The following is an 18,865-nucleotide window of genomic DNA, read 5'->3' as shown; positions in this document are numbered from 1 at the left end:
GTCCGTATAGGCGCCTTTTTTATTTTTAAAGTGGCATCATTGACGATGCCACAGCTTTAGGAGCAATCGATGTGTGGAGTTGTCGGGCTGATTGGAGAGGATAAAGCAGGGGAAAAGTTGTTCCCCGCATTGTTCGCTCTTCAGCACCGTGGGCAAGATGCCGCGGGTATTTTAAGTTTCGATTTCTCCCGAGGAGAGTTTTACCTCGAAAAAGATCTGGGTCTCGTGTCGCAGGTTTTTCCGATGGATAAACTTGAAAAGATCAAAGGCAGCATGGCCTTGGGGCACACCCGCTATTCGACAATTGGTACGGTCGACAAAGCCGATCTGCAACCCCTGATCGTCAGTTACCCGAACGGCATCGGCATGGCCCATAACGGGAACGTGACTAATTATAATGAGATCGTTGAGTACGTGCGCAAACGTCGCAGTCGATGGACCTTCACGCGCAATGATCTGGAATTGCTCCTTCATATGATGTCGATCGGCGTTTCCGATCAACTTGAAGCTGGCAAAACACTCTCTGCCGAAGTCATGGCTAAAGCTGCGCAGCAAGTCGTCGAAAAAGTCCAAGGTGCCTACAGCGTCGTCGGCATGATGGCCGATGAAGGCATGTTTGCCTTTAACGACACCCAAGGAATTCGTCCTTTGTTAATTGGACGAAAACTGGATCAAAATAATAAATACAGCTACTGTTTTGCCTCTGAAAAACAGGTGTTTTTCGCTCTGGGCTTCGAGTACTTCCGTGATCTGAAGCCCGGAGAATTTGTTTTCGTCGACAAAGATCAAAACTTTCATTCCTTCCCACTGTCTGAAAAACAAGCCAGACCGTGTATGTTTGAATGGATTTATTTTGCGGGAGCAGAAACAGAATGGCACGGCAGACCCGTGTATGATGTTCGCTTGCGCTTAGGTGAGGTCCTGGCCAACGAAACCAAACGCAAAATGCAGGAGCAAGGTATTCAAATAGATGTCGTAGCGCCTGTGCCTGACACCGCCAGAGCCGCTGCTCTAAGACTCGCCGAAGTTTTAAAAACTCCGTACCGAGAAGTTTTAATTAAAAATCGCTACGTGCAAAGAAGCTTTATCGTCAACGAACCCGCAGTTCGCAAAGCCATGGTGAACCTAAAACTATTGCCAGTGGAAAGCGAAATTCGCGGAAAAAATATTTTACTAGTGGATGACAGCATCGTGCGCGGAACCACTTCCGCTCGCATTATTCAGCTATTAAGAGAATCGGGCGCGAACAAAGTATATCTTGCCAGCACGTGCCCTCCGATTCGCAATCCGTGTTTTTACGGTATCGATTTTCCAGAGGGCGAAGCCCTCGTCGCTCATCAACGCAGCGAAGACCAAGTGGCCGAACTTTTGGGAGTGGATGGATTGATCTACCTTCCACTTTCAGAATTAAAGTCCGCCATCGGCATTCCAAGCATGTGCAGTGCGTGCCTGGATGGCGATTATCCCGTTTCAGTTTCTAAAGCAGATTTCATCAACACTCGCAGCCACAATATCGGTGGCGGTGGCAAAAATGAGGTGAACCCATGAGAATTCAAGTTCTTTTCGGCAGTCAAAGTGACGAGCGTGTCTACGCTCCTTTATGTCAATCCCTGGAAAACGTCGGCAACGTAAAAATGGAAGTGGCATCAGCCCACCGCCATCCTGAGCGTGTGCGTGAAGTGGTTACAACGTGTGAAGCGAACGCCTTCGTGGCGGGAGCAGGCCTTGCAGCGCATCTTCCGGGAGTGGTTGCCTCCCTCACGAAAAAACCCGTTTTCGGTGTGGCGATCAACGGTGCATTCGGTGGTATGGATGCCTTCTTGTCTATCGCACAAATGCCAAAAGATATTCCCGTGGCAGCTGTCATGGAAAACCAAATCGAAATTCTTCCGGAGATCCTAAAAAAAGCAAAGGCCTTTAACCAGGGTAAAATCGAGATCTCCTGGAATCCCTATCGCAGTGAAGTCCCGGTACTTGCAAAAACTTTGCAGGACCTTCGTGAAAAAGCCGGCGTGGAAATCACCTGGGTTGATCCCAACAGCCCAGAATGTCAGGGCGAGATCGTCATGGTCGGCGAAAAACCCCAAGGTAAAAACGTTTGCATGTACATCTGTGAAAAAGAAGAACTAAAAAATACGGATCTTGCGAACGAATTCTTCGCGGTCGCGAAAACCGGGGGAGCTTGGGTGGGTGTGAACAACATCACAAACTTCCTACTTCAAATTAAGAAAATGAAAGAGGCTTTGGCATGAACCTACTTTACCGTGGCTCTGTAAAAGACATCTATAAAACAAATGAAGGCTTGCTCTTTAAATACAGCAATCGCTATTCGGTTTTTGACTGGGGTGAAATGCCCAATGAAATTCCTCAAAAGGGCGAAGCCTTGGCAGCAATGGCGGGAATGTTCTTTGATCATTTAAAAGACAAAGGCATCGAGTCGCATTACATGAAACCTCACAGTGCGGATTCCATCGTGGTCAACGAAGTTGCTGTTCATCGTCCCGCTTGGGAAAATGGCGTGTACGACTATACGGTTTACGCTGATAAGCCGACAAACTGTCTGGTTCCTCTGGAAGTTATTTTCCGTATTCTTTTGGGTAAGGGGAATTCTTTAGAGGGTCGTCTTAAGAAAAATCCAGCCTACATGGCAGAGCTGGGGCTTACGGAAATTCCTGATTCTTCAAAAACCTTTATGCCGCCGATCGTGGAGTTTTCGACGAAGCTTGAAACCACAGATCGTTATATGACAAATCAAGAGATCCAGGACCTGAACGTGATCGATGCGAATGAGCTCGCTCAGGTCCGCCAAATGACGGAAGAAGTGGCGAAGCACCTGCAAACACTTTTTGCTTCTTTCGGCGTGAAGTTGTGGGACGGAAAATTCGAGTATGCTTTCGGTGGGCGCGGTGAAAATGGACGTAAGCTGTTCATGGTGGACTCTATCGGACCGGATGAACTTCGTTTGACTTATGAAAATGCACCGCTCTCAAAAGAATTTCTGCGCCAAATTTATGCGCCGACTTCCTGGTATCAAGCCGTAGGCAAAGCCAAAGATATCGCCAAAGAACGCGGGACGAATAACTGGAAAGAGATCTGCGCGAATGAACTTAAAGAAGTGCCTCAAGTTTTAAGTGCAGAGCAAGTTAAAGTCGCGACGATGCTTTACACCTCTCTCGCAAATGAAATGGCTTGGGCACTAGGTAAAACCGCACCATTTGAAAAGGAAGCAAGTCTTAAAAACTGGAGACAGCAATGCGCGTCCTGGTTATAGGGAAGGGCGGTCGTGAACACGCGATTGCACAGAAAATTTCTGAATCCAAAATGCTTGAGTCCCTATGGATCGCTCCGGGCAATCCGGGGATGAGTAAAGCGGGTTTGAAATGTGCGAGCGTAGAAAAAACGCCAGATATTTTGGCGTTTTGTAAAATCAATCGCGTGGACCTGGTAATCCTAGGACCGGAAGCCGCCATTTTGTCAGATCTGAAGGAAGTCCTTGAGCAAAACGACATCGCTTGTTTGGCTCCCTCTCGTGAAGCGGGTCATTTAGAAGCCTCGAAATATTTCTGTAAAGAGATCCTACAAGACGCTGGACTTTTAACGGCGGCTTTTAAATTGGCAAATTCTGTCAGTGAAGCGGAATCATTTATTGCCCAGCATGATTTTAAGAATCCTATCGTCGTAAAAGCTGATGGATTGGCTCAAGGAAAAGGCGTGGTCGTCTGTGAGAACGCCGCCTCAGCCAAGGCCGCAATCAATGATTTGTCGAAAGCTTATGGATTCCCGATTCTCGTTGAGGAATGTCTGATGGGTCGAGAGCTTTCCGCTTTCGCTTTGTGCGATGGTGAAGATTTTGTGGTCTTGGGTACAGCCTGTGATTACAAACGAATCACTTCAGATCCGTTCAGTGCCAACACCGGTGGTATGGGTGCTTTCAGTCCTTGTGACTTTATTTCTAAGGAAGACGACGCTGCCATCGATAATATCTTTAAAAAATCTCTGAAGTCTTTAAAGCAAAAAGGAAAGCCGTTTGTTGGATTCCTTTTCGCGGGTTTGATGAAAACAGATAAAGGACTTTATGTCCTGGAGTTCAATGTGCGTCTGGGGGATCCAGAAACTCAAGCTTTGCTTCCAAGAATTAAAAGCGATTTTTTGGATCTGTCAGTCAAAGCCGTACAAGGTCGTCTGCAAAAGCAAAAAACTGAATTCCATGATTTCCGCTCCGTCCATGTGGTGGCAGTCAGTGCCGGTTATCCAGGTAATGCAATGGATTTGGGACATACGATCGAAGTCCCGGCAAAAACCGCAGATGGCACTCGTATTTACTTCGCCGGAGTTTCTGCAAAGAATGAATCGCTCGTAAATACAGGTGGCAGAGTTTTAGGAGTGACAGCGCTTGCTAAAACTCGCGATGAAGCTCGCACGTTGGCTTATCAGGAAATGCGCAAGGTGCAATTCCAAGGCTTGTATTTCCGCGAGGACATTGCCCAATGATGAAATCTGTTCGTGTTGCAATTTTCGCCTCAGGGACGGGATCAAATGCTGAGGCATTGATTAAAAAAATGCAGTCATTGGGTGGTGCTGTTGAGTTTGTCCTGACCGATAAACCAGCGGCGGGCGTTTTGGCCAAAGCTCATGCTTTAAACACGAAAACTTACGTTGTCGAGAAAACACAGGACCGGACTCATCACGAACAAGAAGTTTTGAAAATTTTAGTTCAACATCAAATCGATTGGGTTTTACTCGCAGGCTACATGCGTTTGCTGTCAGCCGATTTTCTTCAATTTTTGGCAGACCGTCATAATGGCCATTCTCAGGTGGTCAACATTCACCCAAGTCTTTTGCCTGTCTATCCGGGCAAAGATTCATTAGAGAGAGCCTTTGCTGACAAAGTCCCACAAAGTGGTGTGACCTTGCATCTGGTTGACGAAGGCATGGACACCGGGATGATTTTGAAACAGGTGGCTTTGCCACTGAAAGGCCTTAATGCCTTTAATGATTTCAAAGCCAGCATCCATCGCCTGGAACATCAAATTTACACTGAATTTTTAGAACAAATTGTGACAGGGCATATCGCCACTCACTCTTTCAAGGAAACTATAGAATGCTAAAGCAACGAGTTGCCATTCGCAGTCGCATCGAAAATTCTCAGGAAGAACATCTTAAAAAGTTGTTCAATCCTTTAACTCCCACGCAAGATCTGAAACTTTCCAGAGTGTTTTGGTTGTTAGAGAAAATACCGGGTGCCTTTGCCCAGTGGGACCTTAAGAAAGATCTGCATAAGGTTTTTTGTGATGCGATCACCGAAGACATGGACTTTGGTTTTCCCGACTACCATGATGACAAAATTTATGTCGAAGTCCGTTATTTAGCGGGTGTGACGGATAACTGGGCTCGTTCGGCAACCGAGGCCCTTTCGTTGGTTTCTGGCGGAGCTACCAAATCCTGGCAAGACTTTGATTTCGAAGTTCACAGTGGCTGGCAAATTGAAATGGGCGAGGACCTTTCACAATCTCAAGTTGAAAAAGTCCTGTTTCAAACTCTCGCAAATCCCTTGCTTCAAAAAGTTCAGGTCAAGCGCGGTGGAGAGCTGAAAGGTGCCAATTCCTTTGCGGATTTCCATGAATACTGGAAAGTTGAAACGGAACATAAGCCTGAATTAAAACTTTTCCCCCTGACCGCCGATGTTCTTGAAACTTTGAATCAAGAACGCGGCCTTGCCTTATCCTCTGTCGAAATTCAAACGATCATTGCGCATTTCTCCTCTCCAGAACAAATGAAAGTTCGCGCTCCTTTAGGTTGGGCCGGTTTTGTGACGGAAGTGGAAGTCGAGTGTCTGGCGCAGACCTGGAGTGAGCATTGTAAGCATAAAATCTTTGCTGCCAATGTGGAATATTCCGAAGCCGAAGTGAAAGGCGTTCCTCTGTTGGGGACGCAGAAAATTAAAAGTCTTTATAAATCCTATATTCAAGCAGCAACGAACAAACTGCAAGACTGCGGATACCTGGTTTCTGTTTTTAAAGACAACGCGGGAATTGTTGATTTTGATAAAAACGTGAATGTTTGTGTTAAAGTCGAAACTCACAACAGCCCCTCAGCCTTGGATCCTTTTGGTGGTGCAATAACCGGCATTTTAGGAGTGAATCGCGATATCCTTGGTTGTGGCGTGGGTGCAAAGCCTATTGCGAATATGGATGTGTTCTGCCTTTCAAAAGCCGATTTATTTCCCAAAGCTGATGATCCGAAACGTCCTGAACTGTTGAAGGATCCGGGTATTATCTTCCGAGGTGTTCATCAAGGAGTGGAAGAGGGCGGTAATCAAAGTGGTATTCCCACTGTGAATGGTGCGTTTTGTTTTGCCAGTGAATTTGCTGCCAAGCCTTTGATCTTTGTCGGATCCCTGGGAGTCATGCCTAAAAAAGTTCACGGTAAAAACAGTGAACTTAAAGAAATCCGTCCTGGCGATTTAATAGTCGTGGCTGGTGGTCGCTTGGGTAAAGACGGCGTGCATGGCGCGACTTTCAGTTCTTTGGAACTTAATGATAAGGTCGCATCAAACGTTGTGCAAATCGGTGACAGCATCACGCAAAAACGTCTTTTAGATTTCACCATCATCGCTCGCGATAAAAACCTTATTCAAGCAATCACGGATAACGGCGCCGGGGGAGTAAGTTCTTCCATTGGTGAAATGGCGACCTTATCTGGTGGTGCTCGAATGGATTTGTCAAAGCATCCCGTGAAGTATCATGGTTTGGAATTCTGGGAGATGTTAGTCAGTGAATCCCAGGAACGCATGTCTTTCGCAGTGGCTCCTGAGAATCTGCACGCCTTTTTGGATCTGGCGGCAAAAATGGGAGTGGAAGCTTCTCACTTAGGTGAATTCACGGATTCAGGAATGTTTGAAGTGAATTACGCTGATAAAGCTTTGGCAAAGCTAGAACTTGAGTTCTTGCACGATGGCTTAAGTAAAATGGAATTGAAAGCTCGCTTTGAGGGACCTAAAGAATACACAGAGTATTTCCGTGCGACGCCTAAAAAACGAGTTTCTCCGACGTCAGCAAATATCGCGGAGGTTCTAAAAACGGTTCTTTCAAACCCAAATGTCGCGTCTCGAGAGCCTTTGGTTCGTTATTACGACCACGAAGTTCAAGGCGCAACTCGAGTGAAGCCTTATGGCGGAAAAACTCAGCAGGGTGCAAATAATTCGGGAGTGATCGATCTCTCCGTGCATGGCGGAACAGAGAACAATTCCGTCGCTGTATCAAATGGTCTGTGCCCGCAACTTTCTTATTACGACACTTACTTAATGGCTCAACGGGCTGTCGATGAATCCGTCCGTAACTTGGTGGCGACGGGAGCTGATCCAGATAAGATGGCCTTGGTGGATAATTTCTGCTGGCCGGATCCTACTCCGAAAAAGTCCAATCCAGATGCAGAACACAAGATGGCGCAATTGGTTCGTGCCTGCGCCGGGATTTATGATGCAGCTCTGGCGTATCGCGCTCCCTTGGTAAGTGGTAAGGACAGCATGAAGAATGATTTCATCGGCAAAGTGAAATCCGGCGAGACCGTGAAAATTTCTGTACCTCCAACATTGTTAATGACCGCCATTGGACAGGTTCCAGATGCCCGTAAGACTGTGAATGGTTTTTTTGCAAATAGCGGTGACCAAGTTTATCTGTTGGGTCAGGTAACTCAATCTTTGATCGGCTCGGTGTTTGCGCAAGAATACGACACGATTTCTTCTTATCCTGAATATCCGAATCTTGCGAAAAACCGCGATTTATATCGACTGATTTTTGGAGCAATTCAACACGATCTTTTAAGCTCCTGCCACGATGTCTCCGAGGGCGGATTGATGTCCGCTTTGGCAGAGTGCTGCTTTGGAAATCAATTGGGCTTGGAAGTGAACTTGCGTGATCTTTCCTGGGATAACATTTGGTCTGAGATGGGGTCGCAATTTGTGGTGAGTGTCCCGGCTGATAAGGTTCCCCTCTTTGAAAGATATTTTGATCGCTGCTCGATTAAGCTAGGGCAAGTGACGGATAAAGATGAATTTAAATGGACCTTTAACAGCGAAACGAATTCGTTGAAAGTCACGGAACTTCAATCCCTTTGGTCTGAAGGAGTTTTAAATGTCTACAACGCCTAATTTTATGATCCTTTGGGGTGATGGCATTAACTGCGAAAACGAGACGGCGCGAGCGGTGGAGTTAGCAGGTGGGAAGGCCGCGAAAGTTCACATCAATGATCTGGTGGAAAAACCAGAGATGCTGCGGGATTTTCAAGGTCTGGTGATTCCGGGTGGTTTTTCCTTCGGAGATCACTTGGGAAGTGGGCAGATCTTGGCTCTTAAACTTGAACGCTTCGTAAAAAAAGAACTAGAAACGTTCGTTAAAAAATTTCCGGTCATGGGAATCTGCAATGGCTTTCAAACTCTGGTGCGTTTGGGACTTTTGCCGGATGCAAACTTTCAAAAGTCTTGCTCCTTGGTGAAAAACGAACAGGGGCATTTTCAAAATGAATGGGTGGAGCTTGAGCGCAACGCCAAGTCACCCTGTGTTTGGACTAAAAATCTTCCTGAGAATTTCACTCTGCCAGCTCGACACGGCGAGGGGCGCTTTCTTTGTGAAAGTGATGAGGTTTTAAAAGGTTTGCAAAAAAATCAGCAAATCGTTCTTCGCTATAAGGAAAACTTTAACGGCGCCGTGGATCGTATTGCTGGGGTTTGTGATTCTTCGGGATTGGTGTTTGCTTTGATGCCTCATCCAGAAGCCGCGATCCACGACTGGCATCTGCCTTTCGCTGGACAAGCCTGGGGTTTGGAATTTTTTAAAAGTGCTTTGCAATATTTGAGAGGTCGTCATGAAAATTAAAAGAGCCCTGTTGAGTGTTTCAGATAAAACTGGTTTGATCGAACTTGCGCAAACTTTACATAAGCACAACGTGGAATTGATCGCGAGTGGTGGCACTGCAAAATCCCTGGAACAAGTAGGTTTGCCAGTGACTGCCGTCGAAGAAATCAGTGGCAATCCAGAAGCGTTCCAGGGTCGCATGAAAACTTTAAGCTTTGAGATTTCTTCGTCTCTTTTATTTCGCCGTAACGATGAAGCTGATGTCGCGAAAGCTCAAGAGCTGAAAATCAAACCGATCGATCTGGTCGTCGTGAATCTTTATCCTTTCCATCAAACAGTGGAAAAGGGCAGTGAGTTCGCAGAGTGTGTTGAAAATATCGATATCGGTGGCCCAACGATGCTTCGAGCGGGTGCGAAGAACCACGAATCCGTAACGGTTCTTTGTGAACCTTCTCAGTATCAAGGGTTCCTTTCAAACATGCTCGAAAATGGTGGCAACACTTCTTTGGACTATCGCAAACAGTGCGCAGCCAAGGTTTACACTATGACAGCATTCTATGACATGGCAATCGCAGGTTACTTAACTCAAAGTACGGGTCAGCAGCTTCGTTACGGTGAAAATCCTCACCAAAAGGCGGTGCTTTTGAAAGATCCATTCTCTGAGGGTTTAGCACATAAAGAATCTCTGCAGGGCAAAGAGATGTCTTACAATAACTTTTTGGACGCTGACTTTGCGGCCCAGTCGTTGAAGGACCTTTGGGCATGGCAAGGTGATTACGCGCATCCATCTGCTGTGGTTGTGAAACATAACACTCCTTGCGGGTTGGCGATCGCAGAAACGCCGATGCGTTCTTTGGAACTGGCTTGGAAGGGTGATGAGAAAAGCTCTTTTGGTGGAGTGTTGGCTTTAAGTTTTCCGGTCACAGCGGATGTTGCAGCTTTTTTTGCTGATAAATTCGTGGAGGTGATCATGGCTCCAGAATTTACTTCTGAAGCTCAAGCGATCCTCAAAAAGAACTGCCGTCTGGTTCCAATCACTCTGCAAAAGAAATCCAGCTGGCAAGTAAGAACAATTGAAGGTGGAGCTTTGGTTCAAGAAAAAGACCATTTTTCGACTGAAAACTTTAAAAACGTCACGACAAATGCTTTCCCCGCGGAAAAACAAAAGCTCGCAGCTTTTGCTTTCTTGTGCGTGAAAAATTTGAAAAGCAACGCGATCGCCATCTGTGCACAACGTGGTTCTGAATTTGAAATGGTCACTTTGGGTTCTGGTCAAACGAATCGCGTGGATTGCATTGAAAAATTAGTGATCCCTCGCTTACAGGAAAAAGGTGTGAAAGATGCCTCAGACATGGTTCTGGCTTCTGATGCTTTCTTTCCTTTCCCGGATTCTATCGAAGTCGCTTCCAAGGTCGGTGTGAAATACGTCGTCCAGCCGGGTGGTTCGATCAAAGATAACGACGTTATCGCAGAAGCTAATAATCGTGGTATCTCGATGATTTTCACGGGTCGTCGCCACTTTTTACATTAGGAGTTTAGAATGTCAGAAGTAATTGATTACGCAAAATCCGGTGTAGACATCCAAAAAGGCGACGCGTTTGTTGAACGTATTAAGATGTTGGTTCCAACGACTCACAATGATCAAGTCTTGCAAGGGATTGGTGGTTTCGCCGCTCTCTACAAAGTCAGCGACGACCGTATTATTGCCAGCAGCACTGACGGTGTTGGTACTAAATTAAAGCTCGCACAGCAAATGAACAAACATCATGGTGTAGGTATCGACCTGGTCGCCATGTGTGTGAATGACTTATTGTGCGTGGGTGCCAAGCCGTTGTTCTTCTTAGACTACATGGCCTTCGGAAAACTCGACACTCGCGTCAGCGAAGAATTAATCGCTGGCATGGTCGATGGTTGCAAGCAATCGGGCATGGCCCTGATCGGTGGCGAAACGGCAGAAATGCCCGGTATGTACCAAAACGACGAATACGATGTCGCAGGTTTCAGTGTTGGTGATGTGCATCCCAAAGACATGTTTAATGAGGAAAACATGGGGGAGGGTGATGTTTTGCTGGGCCTAGCGTCCAGTGGTTTTCACTCGAACGGTTATTCTTTGCTGAGAAAACTGGTGAAAGAAGACGAAAAGGAATTGATCAACCAATTGCTGGTTCCCACAAAAATCTACGTAAAGACCGTGAACTCCATTCGCAGCAATGCTCCTTCAGCTTTACTCGCGATGGCGCATATCACGGGTGGAGGAATTCACAACATCCCGCGCATGAGTGAAAAATTCGACTACGTTTTAAATGGCTGGCCATCCTTGAATGAAACAGCTCCCGTGATAAAAATCATCGTGGAAAGATCCGGTCTTTCGAACGAGAAACTTTATGAAACTTTCAACATGGGAATCGGCCTGGTTCTGCTGGTGAAAAAAGCTTTCGTAGAAACCATCAAAGATCACCTGAAATCCCAAGACGAAAAGTTCTGGGAAATCGGCTTTATCAAAAAGGGGACTGGCCAAATCAACGTTCCAAGCTAGAATTACCGAACTTTCGAACATTCGAACAAAAGGCTTCTCGCCGAAGCCTTTGTGTTTTTGACTTCTGCTTCGTCGCCTGTGCTAGAATAAACAATATATTATTAACTAGTAAATATCGCTAACGCATTTCCGCGCTACCAAGAAAAGCTGCGTTAACCCAGATGGTTTGAATGGGCGTTCCGTTTGGCTTCTTGTGAAATGCGTAAATCAAAAAGTGATAATTTACATTTTCTGAGATCTGACACATCAACATTGACAGCATACTCAAAATTTCTTGAAATCTGAAAACTTCACCAGAATTAGTTTATATTCATAATTACAGTACTGATTTGGCTTCCTAACTGAGGAGGACTTTTGGACGATCCTAAGAAGTTTCCAAAAGCTGAAAAGAAAGTCTTGTGGGGAATGGTCTTGGCTTTGATTTTGGTTGGAGCGGGAGTGTTCCAGCAAGCCAAGTTGAGTATGGTCGCGGAACTCAGTGCGCGCCGTACTCAGATACGCAAGATCTCGTTCGATTTTAAAAATCTAAAATCATTGGTGACGGATGCTGAAACCGGCCAGCGAGGATACTTGTTGACGGGCAATAAACGTTATCTTCAGCCGTATTATGCCGCTCGAGGCGCAATTCCCGTACAAATTGAAGAGTTGGAATTCCTGTTAAGAAACGACTTTCCCCAAGTTGCTCGGTTGAATCAGGTTAAGCAACTTGTCGATGAAAAAATCTCAGAGATTAAAGAGACCGTGGATTTAAAACGAAGGGGAGAAAGCGAACAAGCTCTGGAAATTATGAACTCAAATGAAGGCCAGGCCTCGATGGAGAAATTAAGACTGATATTTGATGAGATGGAGGCTTTTCAGTTAGCCCAAATCGCCACGTTAACTGGCTCGGTGACACAAACCATTCGAAAGAGCAGGTTGATCAATCTGGTCAGTACGGGATTCGCCGTCTTATTGGCCTTCATACTGATTTATTTTCTCTCGCGAAATATCCAGGCAAGCTCCACGACAAATAATTCATTAACGAACTCCAATAACTCACTTCAGAAAACGAAAGATCTCTTAACTGAAGTCATCACCATCCAAAACGACATAGCGAGTTCATCTTTGGATATGAAATCGATGTTAAGCAAAGTCGTGAAACTTTCGATGCACTTGACCCGATCAGACGGTGCTATAATCGAAGAACTTGATCTGGAGAGCGGTGATTTGATTTATAAGCACGCCGCCGGTGCTGCGGTTATGTATTTAGGAATGCGAGTGCAGTCAAGAAGCAGTTTTTCTGGTCTTTGTATTAGAGAGGGGCGGCCCTTGATTTGTCACGATTCAGAAGAGGATGCGCGAGTCGATCGCGAGGCTTGCCGCCGTGTTCACGCAAGATCGATGATTGTAGTTCCGTTGTACTATGGAGATAAACTTTTAGGAGTCTTGAAAAATTATTCCGATAGGCCCCATTTTTATTCAGAGGAAGCATTTGAGGCGCTGACACTAGTATCGCGCATGCTTTCCTCCTCATTAGGACAGGCAAAAGAAATTGAGGAGACAAAAAATCAGTTGAATTCGTTACGTTCCGCTAATCGAGAAAATCACCGCTCGGTTTAAACTTCCGCGCTACCAAGAAAAGCTGCGTTAGAAAGTAAAGAACGGCTCCATCTCAATCGGACGCTCATTCACGGGGTGCATGAACTCCGGCGGTTCCGTATCCGGCGGCATCATCAAATAAACTCCGAATGGAATCTTCGCTGAAACCCAGTTCATAGGTCGGCGATAGACGTATTCAGAGCGCATTTGATTATAAACCAGGAATTCATTTTCCTGAGCATCGTCAAAAGCCTTCCAAAGCAATGCTTCGAAGATATCGCCGTTATCGGCATGCAGGAAATTTAAATATTTAAAATTCAAGCTCGCTTCGATTTTCAGACGAGAAAACGGCTTTGTCATCGTGCGAGTCCAGCCCAGCATTTTTCCGAATTTCAAAAACTGACGGAAGTTGTGGGCTTTCAGATTGTACGTCATCGGGATAAAATCTTGCTTGCCCTCGGCAGACCAGGGAGCACAGCAGCCGACGATATTGTCGTTCTTATCAATCGCGATGATGAAGTCTTCTAGCTTTAAGCCTTCCCAGCGGTCTAATTTGTCATGGAAGCTTTGTGCATCCCACACGGTCGCTAAATCCTTAGAGCGGGACTTTTGCGAAATATAATAAATCAACGCATCGACGTTGGCAGGGCTTCCGTGGCGCATGCGCAAGTGTGGCAATGGATTTTTCGCCCACGGAAAACGACCATGGACAGAAACCATATTCAAACGGCGAAACAGGTAATAACGCGGCAACGGACGTTTCAAAGTTCTTTGGCGAACGAAAGCATTCATGGATTTCGCTTCGTTCAAACTCATCACCGTAAAGAAATACTTCGCGTCAAGCACCGAAGAAACTTCATTCATCACCGGCAAAAAGTGCTGGCCCCATTCTAAGATCGCTTTACGATTGGAAGAAATACGCAAGTCGCGACCAAAAGCGACCGTGCGAACTTTATTGTCCAGTAAAACATCACGAACCACAAAGCTCGCCATGCCTTCAAGCTTGCCTTCATCTTTCAACATGTAAGTTAAAGATTTTTCCCCGTGAACTTCATAGGGATGAAAGAAATTTCCATCACGATCAATTTTTATCTGCAGGGGGCCATCTAAAGGAAAGCTTTTGTAAAATTCCACTAACGCAGCCGAATCATCCGGCGAGGCAATCTCAAGTTTCATTAAGTCTTTTTCCATAGGACTTCAGATTGTCCCATTTTAAGGTTGGCCCAACGAGCGGCAACGAACAAGAAATCACTCAAGCGATTCAAGTATTGCAAACACATTGAATAGCGCTCGTCTTTCACCGCGATTTCAGCAGATCTGCGTTCGCTGCGACGGCAGCACGTGCGAGCCACGTGCAAGTGTGATGCGACAATATGCCCAGCAGGTAAAATAAAATTACGAAGCTCTGGCAACTCTGCCGTTAATTCATCGATTTTAAGTTCCACCACACGAATTTGCTCTGCTGTGATTGGGGGCAACATTTGAAAAACTTCATCTTTTTCAGTCGCAAGCAGGCTTCCGATATTGAAAAGCTCATTTTGTATTTTCTCTAAGATTTCATCCAAAGCGAGCAGAGTCGGATAGGCATACAAATTAGAACGACAGACACCGATATAACTATTCAACTCATCCACGGTGCCATAGGCTTCAACGCGGGGATTGAATTTTTCAACGCAGGAACCATCCACCAAACGAGTGGTGCCTTTATCGCCGGTGCGAGTATAGATCTTTGCTTTGGGAGGTGTCGTCATAACTTTTGCCCTTTTCAATTTAAGTGTCGCGTTTTACTCTGATGGGGTCAAGAGAGGTTCCTATGGAAATCACAGCTCCGTTAATGGTCACAATCCCGCATTCGGGTGAGAAAATCCCACCCCAAACTCCGTGGCTAAACACATTGCCCGAAGAAATCGTAATGTGCGATGTGGACCGTTATGTAGATTTCCTGTACGAGCCGACACTTCACAAACTGCAAATCCCATTTGTTAAGACCGAGTGGCATCGTTATGCCGCTGACATGAACCGTGTTCCAGAAGATGTCGATTCCACATCGGTGATCGGTAATAAAAATCCTGCGGGAATGCACAACCGCGGTTTCCACTGGGTGATCACTACTTACAAACATCAGTTGATGAAAGAGCCCATGACTCAACAAGCTCATGACGAGTTGGTGAAGCTGATTTATGAGCCTTTCCATAATAATATCCGCGACCTTTACGCGAAACTTCACGAGAAAGGTTATAAAAAAACCTTTCACATTGATGCCCACAGCATGCCGTCGGTGGGAACAAGTGAACATCGCGATCCGGGTGAGCGCCGGGCTGATATCATCGTCAGCGACAGCAAAGGCAAAAGCTGTGATCCACGTTTCAAGGATCTGGTCATTGCTGCCTATGTGACTGCAGGATTCAAAGTTGGATACAACTGGCCATATTTTGGCGGTCGCGTCACAGAGCAGTACGGTGATCCCACTCGTGAAATGCATACTTTGCAGGTGGAGATGAACCGCGAACTTTACATGGACGAGAAAACCAAGAAGTTGAAACCGGAAGAAGCGAAGAAGGTTCAAGAGAAAATCGCCTTTGCTTTAAGCTATATCCGCAACAATTTGCAGCAGCTGGCATAGGGCGTCGAACCCCGAAAAGCATAGTCATAGGGCGGGGTTTCATCTAATGATATTCCCTCTATGGCAGAATCTTCGAAAAAATCTTTTCTGAAACGCATCAATAAACCTCTCGCAAGTTTGAAGCTTGCGGTTTTTATCATTCTTTCAATTGCAACTTTGACCGCTGTCGGCACTTTCGTTGAAGCAAAGTACGACGCCTACGCCGCTAAAAAACTGGTTTACGACACTTGGTATATGTACACGATCATGGGCATGCTCGTGGTGAACTTGGTCGCCGTGATGGTGGACCGCTTGCCATGGAAAAGACGTCATGCTTCGTTCGTTCTCGCACATATCGGTATCATCATTTTGTTGTTCGGCGGTTTACTGACGATGAAGTACGGCTTGGATGGATCCATGCGTATCGAAATCGGTCAGAAAAACAACCTGGTGCAAACTCCGGAAACAGATTTAGTGGTCTATAGCTCTTTTGATGGCGATCGCTACTCAAAAACGTTCGAACAAGAAGTGGACTTTTTCAAATACCCACCGACGAAAGAAAAACCGACGAATGTGCCGGTTTATGTGGGTGAGATCAAGGTTGTCGACTACAAAAAATACGTTCTGCCTTCTCGTAAGGTCGTAGCGGATGAGAGCGGTAAAGCGGGATCTGCTTTGCGCTTCCAAATTCAAAATCCCAACGTGAACGTGATCGAATGGCTGGTGCAAAAGAAAGCCAACTCCATTCAAACTCATGATTTTGGCCCGGCCCAGGTTCACATCGGTCCTATTCCTGAAAAAGGCCAAGGTCGTAATGAAATTTACCTGCAGCCTGATAAAGACAAGGGCGGACTTCGTTACGCCGTTTTCTATAAGGAATCAGAAAAGCCTGGCAAAACAGGTTTCGTGAAAGAGGGCGACGTTTTTAATCCCGGCTTTAAAATGGCCATGGATTTTCGTATCCTCAGGTTTATTCCTTCGGCATTGGAAGACTGGGATCTGCAAGACATGGAAGCGCCAACGCCATTGACGACGTCTGCGATTCAGATTTTATTTGAGGGAAAACTTCACTGGGTTCTTTTGAATGACATGGTAAAGCTCTTCACCAAAGATGCAGTTTATCTTTTCACTTACGGTAATCGCCGTATCGACATCGGTTTCCCGATTCAGCTTAAATCCTTCGCGGTGGATCGCTATCAAGGAACAATGAGAGCGGCCGCTTACAAAAGTGTCGTGGAAGTTCCTGAATTGGGTGAGCGTGAGATTTCTATGAATGAACCGATGAAGCACAAAGGGCTGACGGTTTATCAGGCGAGCTTCCAGGAGGAAAACGGTCACCCCGTGGCTTCGATTTTCTCGGTGAATGCGGATCCAGGCCGCATGTGGAAATACATGGGTTCGCTGATTTTATCAGTCGGTGTGGTTTTATTGATGTGGTTTAAACATTTAGATTTCAAAATAGCTAAAAAGAAAGAAGACGGGAAAGAATAGATGAAAAAGCTTTTGCTAGTTTTGACAACAGTTTTGCTTTCATTCTCCGCAGGGGTTTCATTCGCAAAACCCGGTGATCAATTAAAATATCTGCCAGTGCAAGATGGCGGTCGTATTAAACCTTACGACAGCTTCTCAAAAGAGATGCTGGAAATCGTTTACGGGAAAAGCACTTACGAGGGCCGTAAAGCCACAGAAATCATTCTAACTTGGATGCTTTCTCCACAAGCCTGGGCTGATAAGAAAATCTTTGAAGTGCGCAATCACCAGGTTTTGGAGGCGTTAAAACTTCCTAAAGACCAAAGATATTTCAACGGCCAGGAACTTTTCGGCAGCGAGCGCTTCACGCTTCTTCGTCAAGAGCTTCAAGCCAAACGCGAAACCAAAGAAAAATTGAATCCGTACTTCCAGGCATTGCAGCGTTTGGAGAATCAATTCTTCGTGTTCCAAGAGGTGGCTGCGGGACGCATGATGAAAGTGCTTCCTCCGAAAGAGGGCACAAGCTGGATTGCCGTTGCTGATTTGCCAGAAGCGTTTCAACAAAAATTCGTAGGCATCACGACAGCGTTTGTGACTTATATCGGTCAGGTGGCGAGTGGTGCGAATGCGGGGGACATCGAATCGTCAGCGACAAAGCTTGACGAATCGATCGTGGCATTTGAAACCGCGGCACGTGCGGAAAATCCGACGGCTTATGATCACGATACGAAGATCAAAGCGGAAGTTCACTACAACGATTTCCATCCGTTTCGTTGGGCCTATGTATTCTATATCTTAGCGGCCATCGTTTTGCTTTTAGTGTGGGCTCTCTCCAAAGAGTCTATGATGAAGGCATCGTGGGTCTTGTTGGGCTTGGGCTTTATTCTGCACACATATGGTTTCGGTCTGCGTATGTATATTATGGAAAGAGCGCCAGTCTCTAATATGTATGAGACGGTGATTTGGGTTTCTTGGGGCGTGATTTTGTTCGCGTCGATCCTGGAGCTAATCTATAAATTCCGCATGATTTTGTTTGCAGGGACATTGGTTTCAGCATTTGCGTTGGTCATCGCTGACTTTGCGCCAGCGGTTTTGGATCCTACTTTGCAACCATTGGAGCCTGTGCTGCGCAGCAACTATTGGCTGACGATTCATGTGATGACAATCACTATCAGTTACGCAGCGTTTTTCTTGGCGTTCGGTTTGGGCGACTTAGGTCTATTCTACTATTTAAAAGGTGAAGAAAAAAATCACGACAAGATTCGCGCGATCGTGACAGCTATTTACAGATCGATGCAAATTGGCGTGGCATTCTTGGCGCCTGGAATTATTTTGGGTGGTATCTGGGCGGACTATTCTTGGGGCCGTTTCTGGGGATGGGACCCAAAAGAAACTTGGGCGTTGATTGCGCTTCTTGGTTATTTGGCGGTCCTACACGCAAGATACGCGGGAATGATCAAAAATTTCGGCATGGTAGTGACAGCGATTATCACTTTCTCTTTAGTGATCATGGCTTGGTACGGGGTGAACTTCGTTCTTGGTGCGGGGCTTCATTCTTACGGATTCGGTGCTGGTGGTATTGAGTATGTGTCTGCTTTTGTGGCTGTACATATGCTGATGGTGCTTTACGTGTGGGTTATCCGTCAGGGCCGCACAAAAAAATCTGCAAATTCGTAGCGAAGAGTTCGCGTAGGAAGTAGCGTCGCTATGCTCCGGCGCGAAAAGTTTTTGCACAAAAAGTGGGCGAAAGGGTTAAAACTCTTTCGCTTTTTCAATATGCTTGCAAAAAGAATATGGACAACTGGACTTTTAAGTCATTAAATAAGG

At 45.9% G+C, this 18,865-nt stretch carries 15 protein-coding genes; 13 read left to right on the top strand and 2 right to left on the bottom strand.

Features of this window, described 5'->3' with window-relative positions; genetic code table 11:
- The first annotated feature begins 69 nt into the window (after nucleotides 1-69).
- The 10 genes from purF (at nucleotide 70) to ACLSU7_RS04130 (ending at nucleotide 12,987) form a co-directional block, all read left to right on the top strand.
- Nucleotides 70-1,548: an amidophosphoribosyltransferase gene (purF, locus tag ACLSU7_RS04175; RefSeq protein WP_413294296.1), complete on the top strand. Its 1,479-nt coding sequence runs from the start codon at nucleotides 70-72 to the stop codon at nucleotides 1,546-1,548.
- Nucleotides 1,545-2,252, top strand: a complete 708-nt coding sequence (locus ACLSU7_RS04170; RefSeq protein WP_413294295.1) for an AIR carboxylase family protein — start codon at nucleotides 1,545-1,547, stop codon at nucleotides 2,250-2,252. The genes purF and ACLSU7_RS04170 overlap by 4 nt, the downstream gene beginning before the upstream one ends.
- Nucleotides 2,249-3,271, top strand: a complete 1,023-nt coding sequence (locus ACLSU7_RS04165; RefSeq protein ID WP_413294294.1) for a phosphoribosylaminoimidazolesuccinocarboxamide synthase — start codon at nucleotides 2,249-2,251, stop codon at nucleotides 3,269-3,271. Before ACLSU7_RS04170 ends, ACLSU7_RS04165 begins: the two co-directional genes overlap by 4 nt.
- On the top strand, nucleotides 3,253-4,491 hold the full coding sequence (gene purD, locus ACLSU7_RS04160; protein WP_413294293.1) for a phosphoribosylamine--glycine ligase: 1,239 nt from the start codon (nucleotides 3,253-3,255) through the stop codon (nucleotides 4,489-4,491). The genes ACLSU7_RS04165 and purD overlap by 19 nt, the downstream gene beginning before the upstream one ends.
- Nucleotides 4,488-5,108: a formyltransferase family protein gene (locus tag ACLSU7_RS04155; protein ID WP_413294292.1), complete on the top strand. Its 621-nt coding sequence runs from the start codon at nucleotides 4,488-4,490 to the stop codon at nucleotides 5,106-5,108. Before purD ends, ACLSU7_RS04155 begins: the two co-directional genes overlap by 4 nt.
- Nucleotides 5,102-8,149 (top strand): phosphoribosylformylglycinamidine synthase subunit PurL, encoded by a 3,048-nt coding sequence (locus tag ACLSU7_RS04150; protein ID WP_413294291.1) that lies wholly within the window; start codon nucleotides 5,102-5,104, stop codon nucleotides 8,147-8,149. The genes ACLSU7_RS04155 and ACLSU7_RS04150 overlap by 7 nt, the downstream gene beginning before the upstream one ends.
- Nucleotides 8,133-8,873 (top strand): phosphoribosylformylglycinamidine synthase subunit PurQ, encoded by a 741-nt coding sequence (locus tag ACLSU7_RS04145; RefSeq protein WP_413294290.1) that lies wholly within the window; start codon nucleotides 8,133-8,135, stop codon nucleotides 8,871-8,873. Before ACLSU7_RS04150 ends, ACLSU7_RS04145 begins: the two co-directional genes overlap by 17 nt.
- Complete coding sequence (gene purH, locus ACLSU7_RS04140; RefSeq protein WP_413294289.1) at nucleotides 8,863-10,383, top strand: bifunctional phosphoribosylaminoimidazolecarboxamide formyltransferase/IMP cyclohydrolase; 1,521 nt, start codon at nucleotides 8,863-8,865, stop codon at nucleotides 10,381-10,383. The genes ACLSU7_RS04145 and purH overlap by 11 nt, the downstream gene beginning before the upstream one ends.
- Nucleotides 10,384-10,392: 9 nt before the next feature.
- Nucleotides 10,393-11,388 (top strand): phosphoribosylformylglycinamidine cyclo-ligase, encoded by a 996-nt coding sequence (purM, locus tag ACLSU7_RS04135; protein ID WP_413294288.1) that lies wholly within the window; start codon nucleotides 10,393-10,395, stop codon nucleotides 11,386-11,388.
- Between the two features lie 411 nt (nucleotides 11,389-11,799).
- Nucleotides 11,800-12,987 carry a CHASE3 domain-containing protein gene (locus ACLSU7_RS04130; RefSeq protein WP_413294287.1) on the top strand — a complete coding sequence of 396 codons (1,188 nt, stop codon included), beginning with the start codon at nucleotides 11,800-11,802 and terminating at the stop codon, nucleotides 12,985-12,987.
- A gap of 27 nt (nucleotides 12,988-13,014) precedes the next feature.
- Here ACLSU7_RS04130 and ACLSU7_RS04125 read toward each other — a convergent pair whose 3' ends face one another.
- Together ACLSU7_RS04125 and ACLSU7_RS04120 are read right to left on the bottom strand one after the other, a co-directional pair.
- Nucleotides 13,015-14,142 carry a hypothetical protein gene (locus tag ACLSU7_RS04125; RefSeq protein ID WP_413294286.1) on the bottom strand — a complete coding sequence of 376 codons (1,128 nt, stop codon included), beginning with the start codon at nucleotides 14,140-14,142 and terminating at the stop codon, nucleotides 13,015-13,017.
- Complete coding sequence (locus ACLSU7_RS04120; protein ID WP_413294284.1) at nucleotides 14,142-14,717, bottom strand: cob(I)yrinic acid a,c-diamide adenosyltransferase; 576 nt, start codon at nucleotides 14,715-14,717, stop codon at nucleotides 14,142-14,144. Before ACLSU7_RS04120 ends, ACLSU7_RS04125 begins: the two co-directional genes overlap by 1 nt.
- 62 nt (nucleotides 14,718-14,779) lie before the next feature.
- On the opposite strand from ACLSU7_RS04120, the gene ACLSU7_RS04115 reads away from it, so the two are divergent.
- The 3 genes from ACLSU7_RS04115 to ACLSU7_RS04105 are packed head-to-tail and all read left to right on the top strand — an operon-like array spanning nucleotide 14,780 to nucleotide 18,715.
- On the top strand, nucleotides 14,780-15,589 hold the full coding sequence (locus ACLSU7_RS04115) for an N-formylglutamate amidohydrolase (RefSeq protein ID WP_413294283.1): 810 nt from the start codon (nucleotides 14,780-14,782) through the stop codon (nucleotides 15,587-15,589).
- 60 nt (nucleotides 15,590-15,649) lie between these two features.
- On the top strand, nucleotides 15,650-17,059 hold the full coding sequence (locus tag ACLSU7_RS04110) for a cytochrome c biogenesis protein ResB (protein ID WP_413294282.1): 1,410 nt from the start codon (nucleotides 15,650-15,652) through the stop codon (nucleotides 17,057-17,059).
- On the top strand, nucleotides 17,060-18,715 hold the full coding sequence (locus ACLSU7_RS04105; RefSeq protein WP_413294281.1) for a cytochrome c biogenesis protein: 1,656 nt from the start codon (nucleotides 17,060-17,062) through the stop codon (nucleotides 18,713-18,715).
- Nucleotides 18,716-18,865 lie beyond the last annotated feature (150 nt).

This window comes from Bdellovibrio sp. HCB185ZH (assembly GCF_047302455.1).
GTDB lineage: Bacteria > Bdellovibrionota > Bdellovibrionia > Bdellovibrionales > Bdellovibrionaceae > Bdellovibrio.
The sequence above is the reverse complement of the archived record's forward strand: the minus strand, read 5'-3'. Positions and strand labels throughout refer to the sequence as shown.

Bases quoted from the DNA above. Each gene is read 5' to 3' on its own strand.
- purF (WP_413294296.1), top strand. From the start codon at position 70: ATGTGTGGAGTTGTCGGGCTGATTGGAGAGGATAAAGCAGGGGAAAAG.
- ACLSU7_RS04170 (WP_413294295.1), top strand. From the start codon at position 1,545: ATGAGAATTCAAGTTCTTTTCGGCAGTCAAAGTGACGAGCGTGTCTAC.
- ACLSU7_RS04165 (WP_413294294.1), top strand. From the start codon at position 2,249: ATGAACCTACTTTACCGTGGCTCTGTAAAAGACATCTATAAAACAAAT.
- purD (WP_413294293.1), top strand. From the start codon at position 3,253: ATGCGCGTCCTGGTTATAGGGAAGGGCGGTCGTGAACACGCGATTGCA.
- ACLSU7_RS04155 (WP_413294292.1), top strand. From the start codon at position 4,488: ATGATGAAATCTGTTCGTGTTGCAATTTTCGCCTCAGGGACGGGATCA.
- ACLSU7_RS04150 (WP_413294291.1), top strand. From the start codon at position 5,102: ATGCTAAAGCAACGAGTTGCCATTCGCAGTCGCATCGAAAATTCTCAG.
- ACLSU7_RS04145 (WP_413294290.1), top strand. From the start codon at position 8,133: ATGTCTACAACGCCTAATTTTATGATCCTTTGGGGTGATGGCATTAAC.
- purH (WP_413294289.1), top strand. From the start codon at position 8,863: ATGAAAATTAAAAGAGCCCTGTTGAGTGTTTCAGATAAAACTGGTTTG.
- purM (WP_413294288.1), top strand. From the start codon at position 10,393: ATGTCAGAAGTAATTGATTACGCAAAATCCGGTGTAGACATCCAAAAA.
- ACLSU7_RS04125 (WP_413294286.1), bottom strand. From the start codon at position 14,142: ATGAAACTTGAGATTGCCTCGCCGGATGATTCGGCTGCGTTAGTGGAA.
- ACLSU7_RS04120 (WP_413294284.1), bottom strand. From the start codon at position 14,717: ATGACGACACCTCCCAAAGCAAAGATCTATACTCGCACCGGCGATAAA.
- ACLSU7_RS04115 (WP_413294283.1), top strand. From the start codon at position 14,780: ATGGAAATCACAGCTCCGTTAATGGTCACAATCCCGCATTCGGGTGAG.
- ACLSU7_RS04110 (WP_413294282.1), top strand. From the start codon at position 15,650: ATGGCAGAATCTTCGAAAAAATCTTTTCTGAAACGCATCAATAAACCT.
- ACLSU7_RS04105 (WP_413294281.1), top strand. From the start codon at position 17,060: ATGAAAAAGCTTTTGCTAGTTTTGACAACAGTTTTGCTTTCATTCTCC.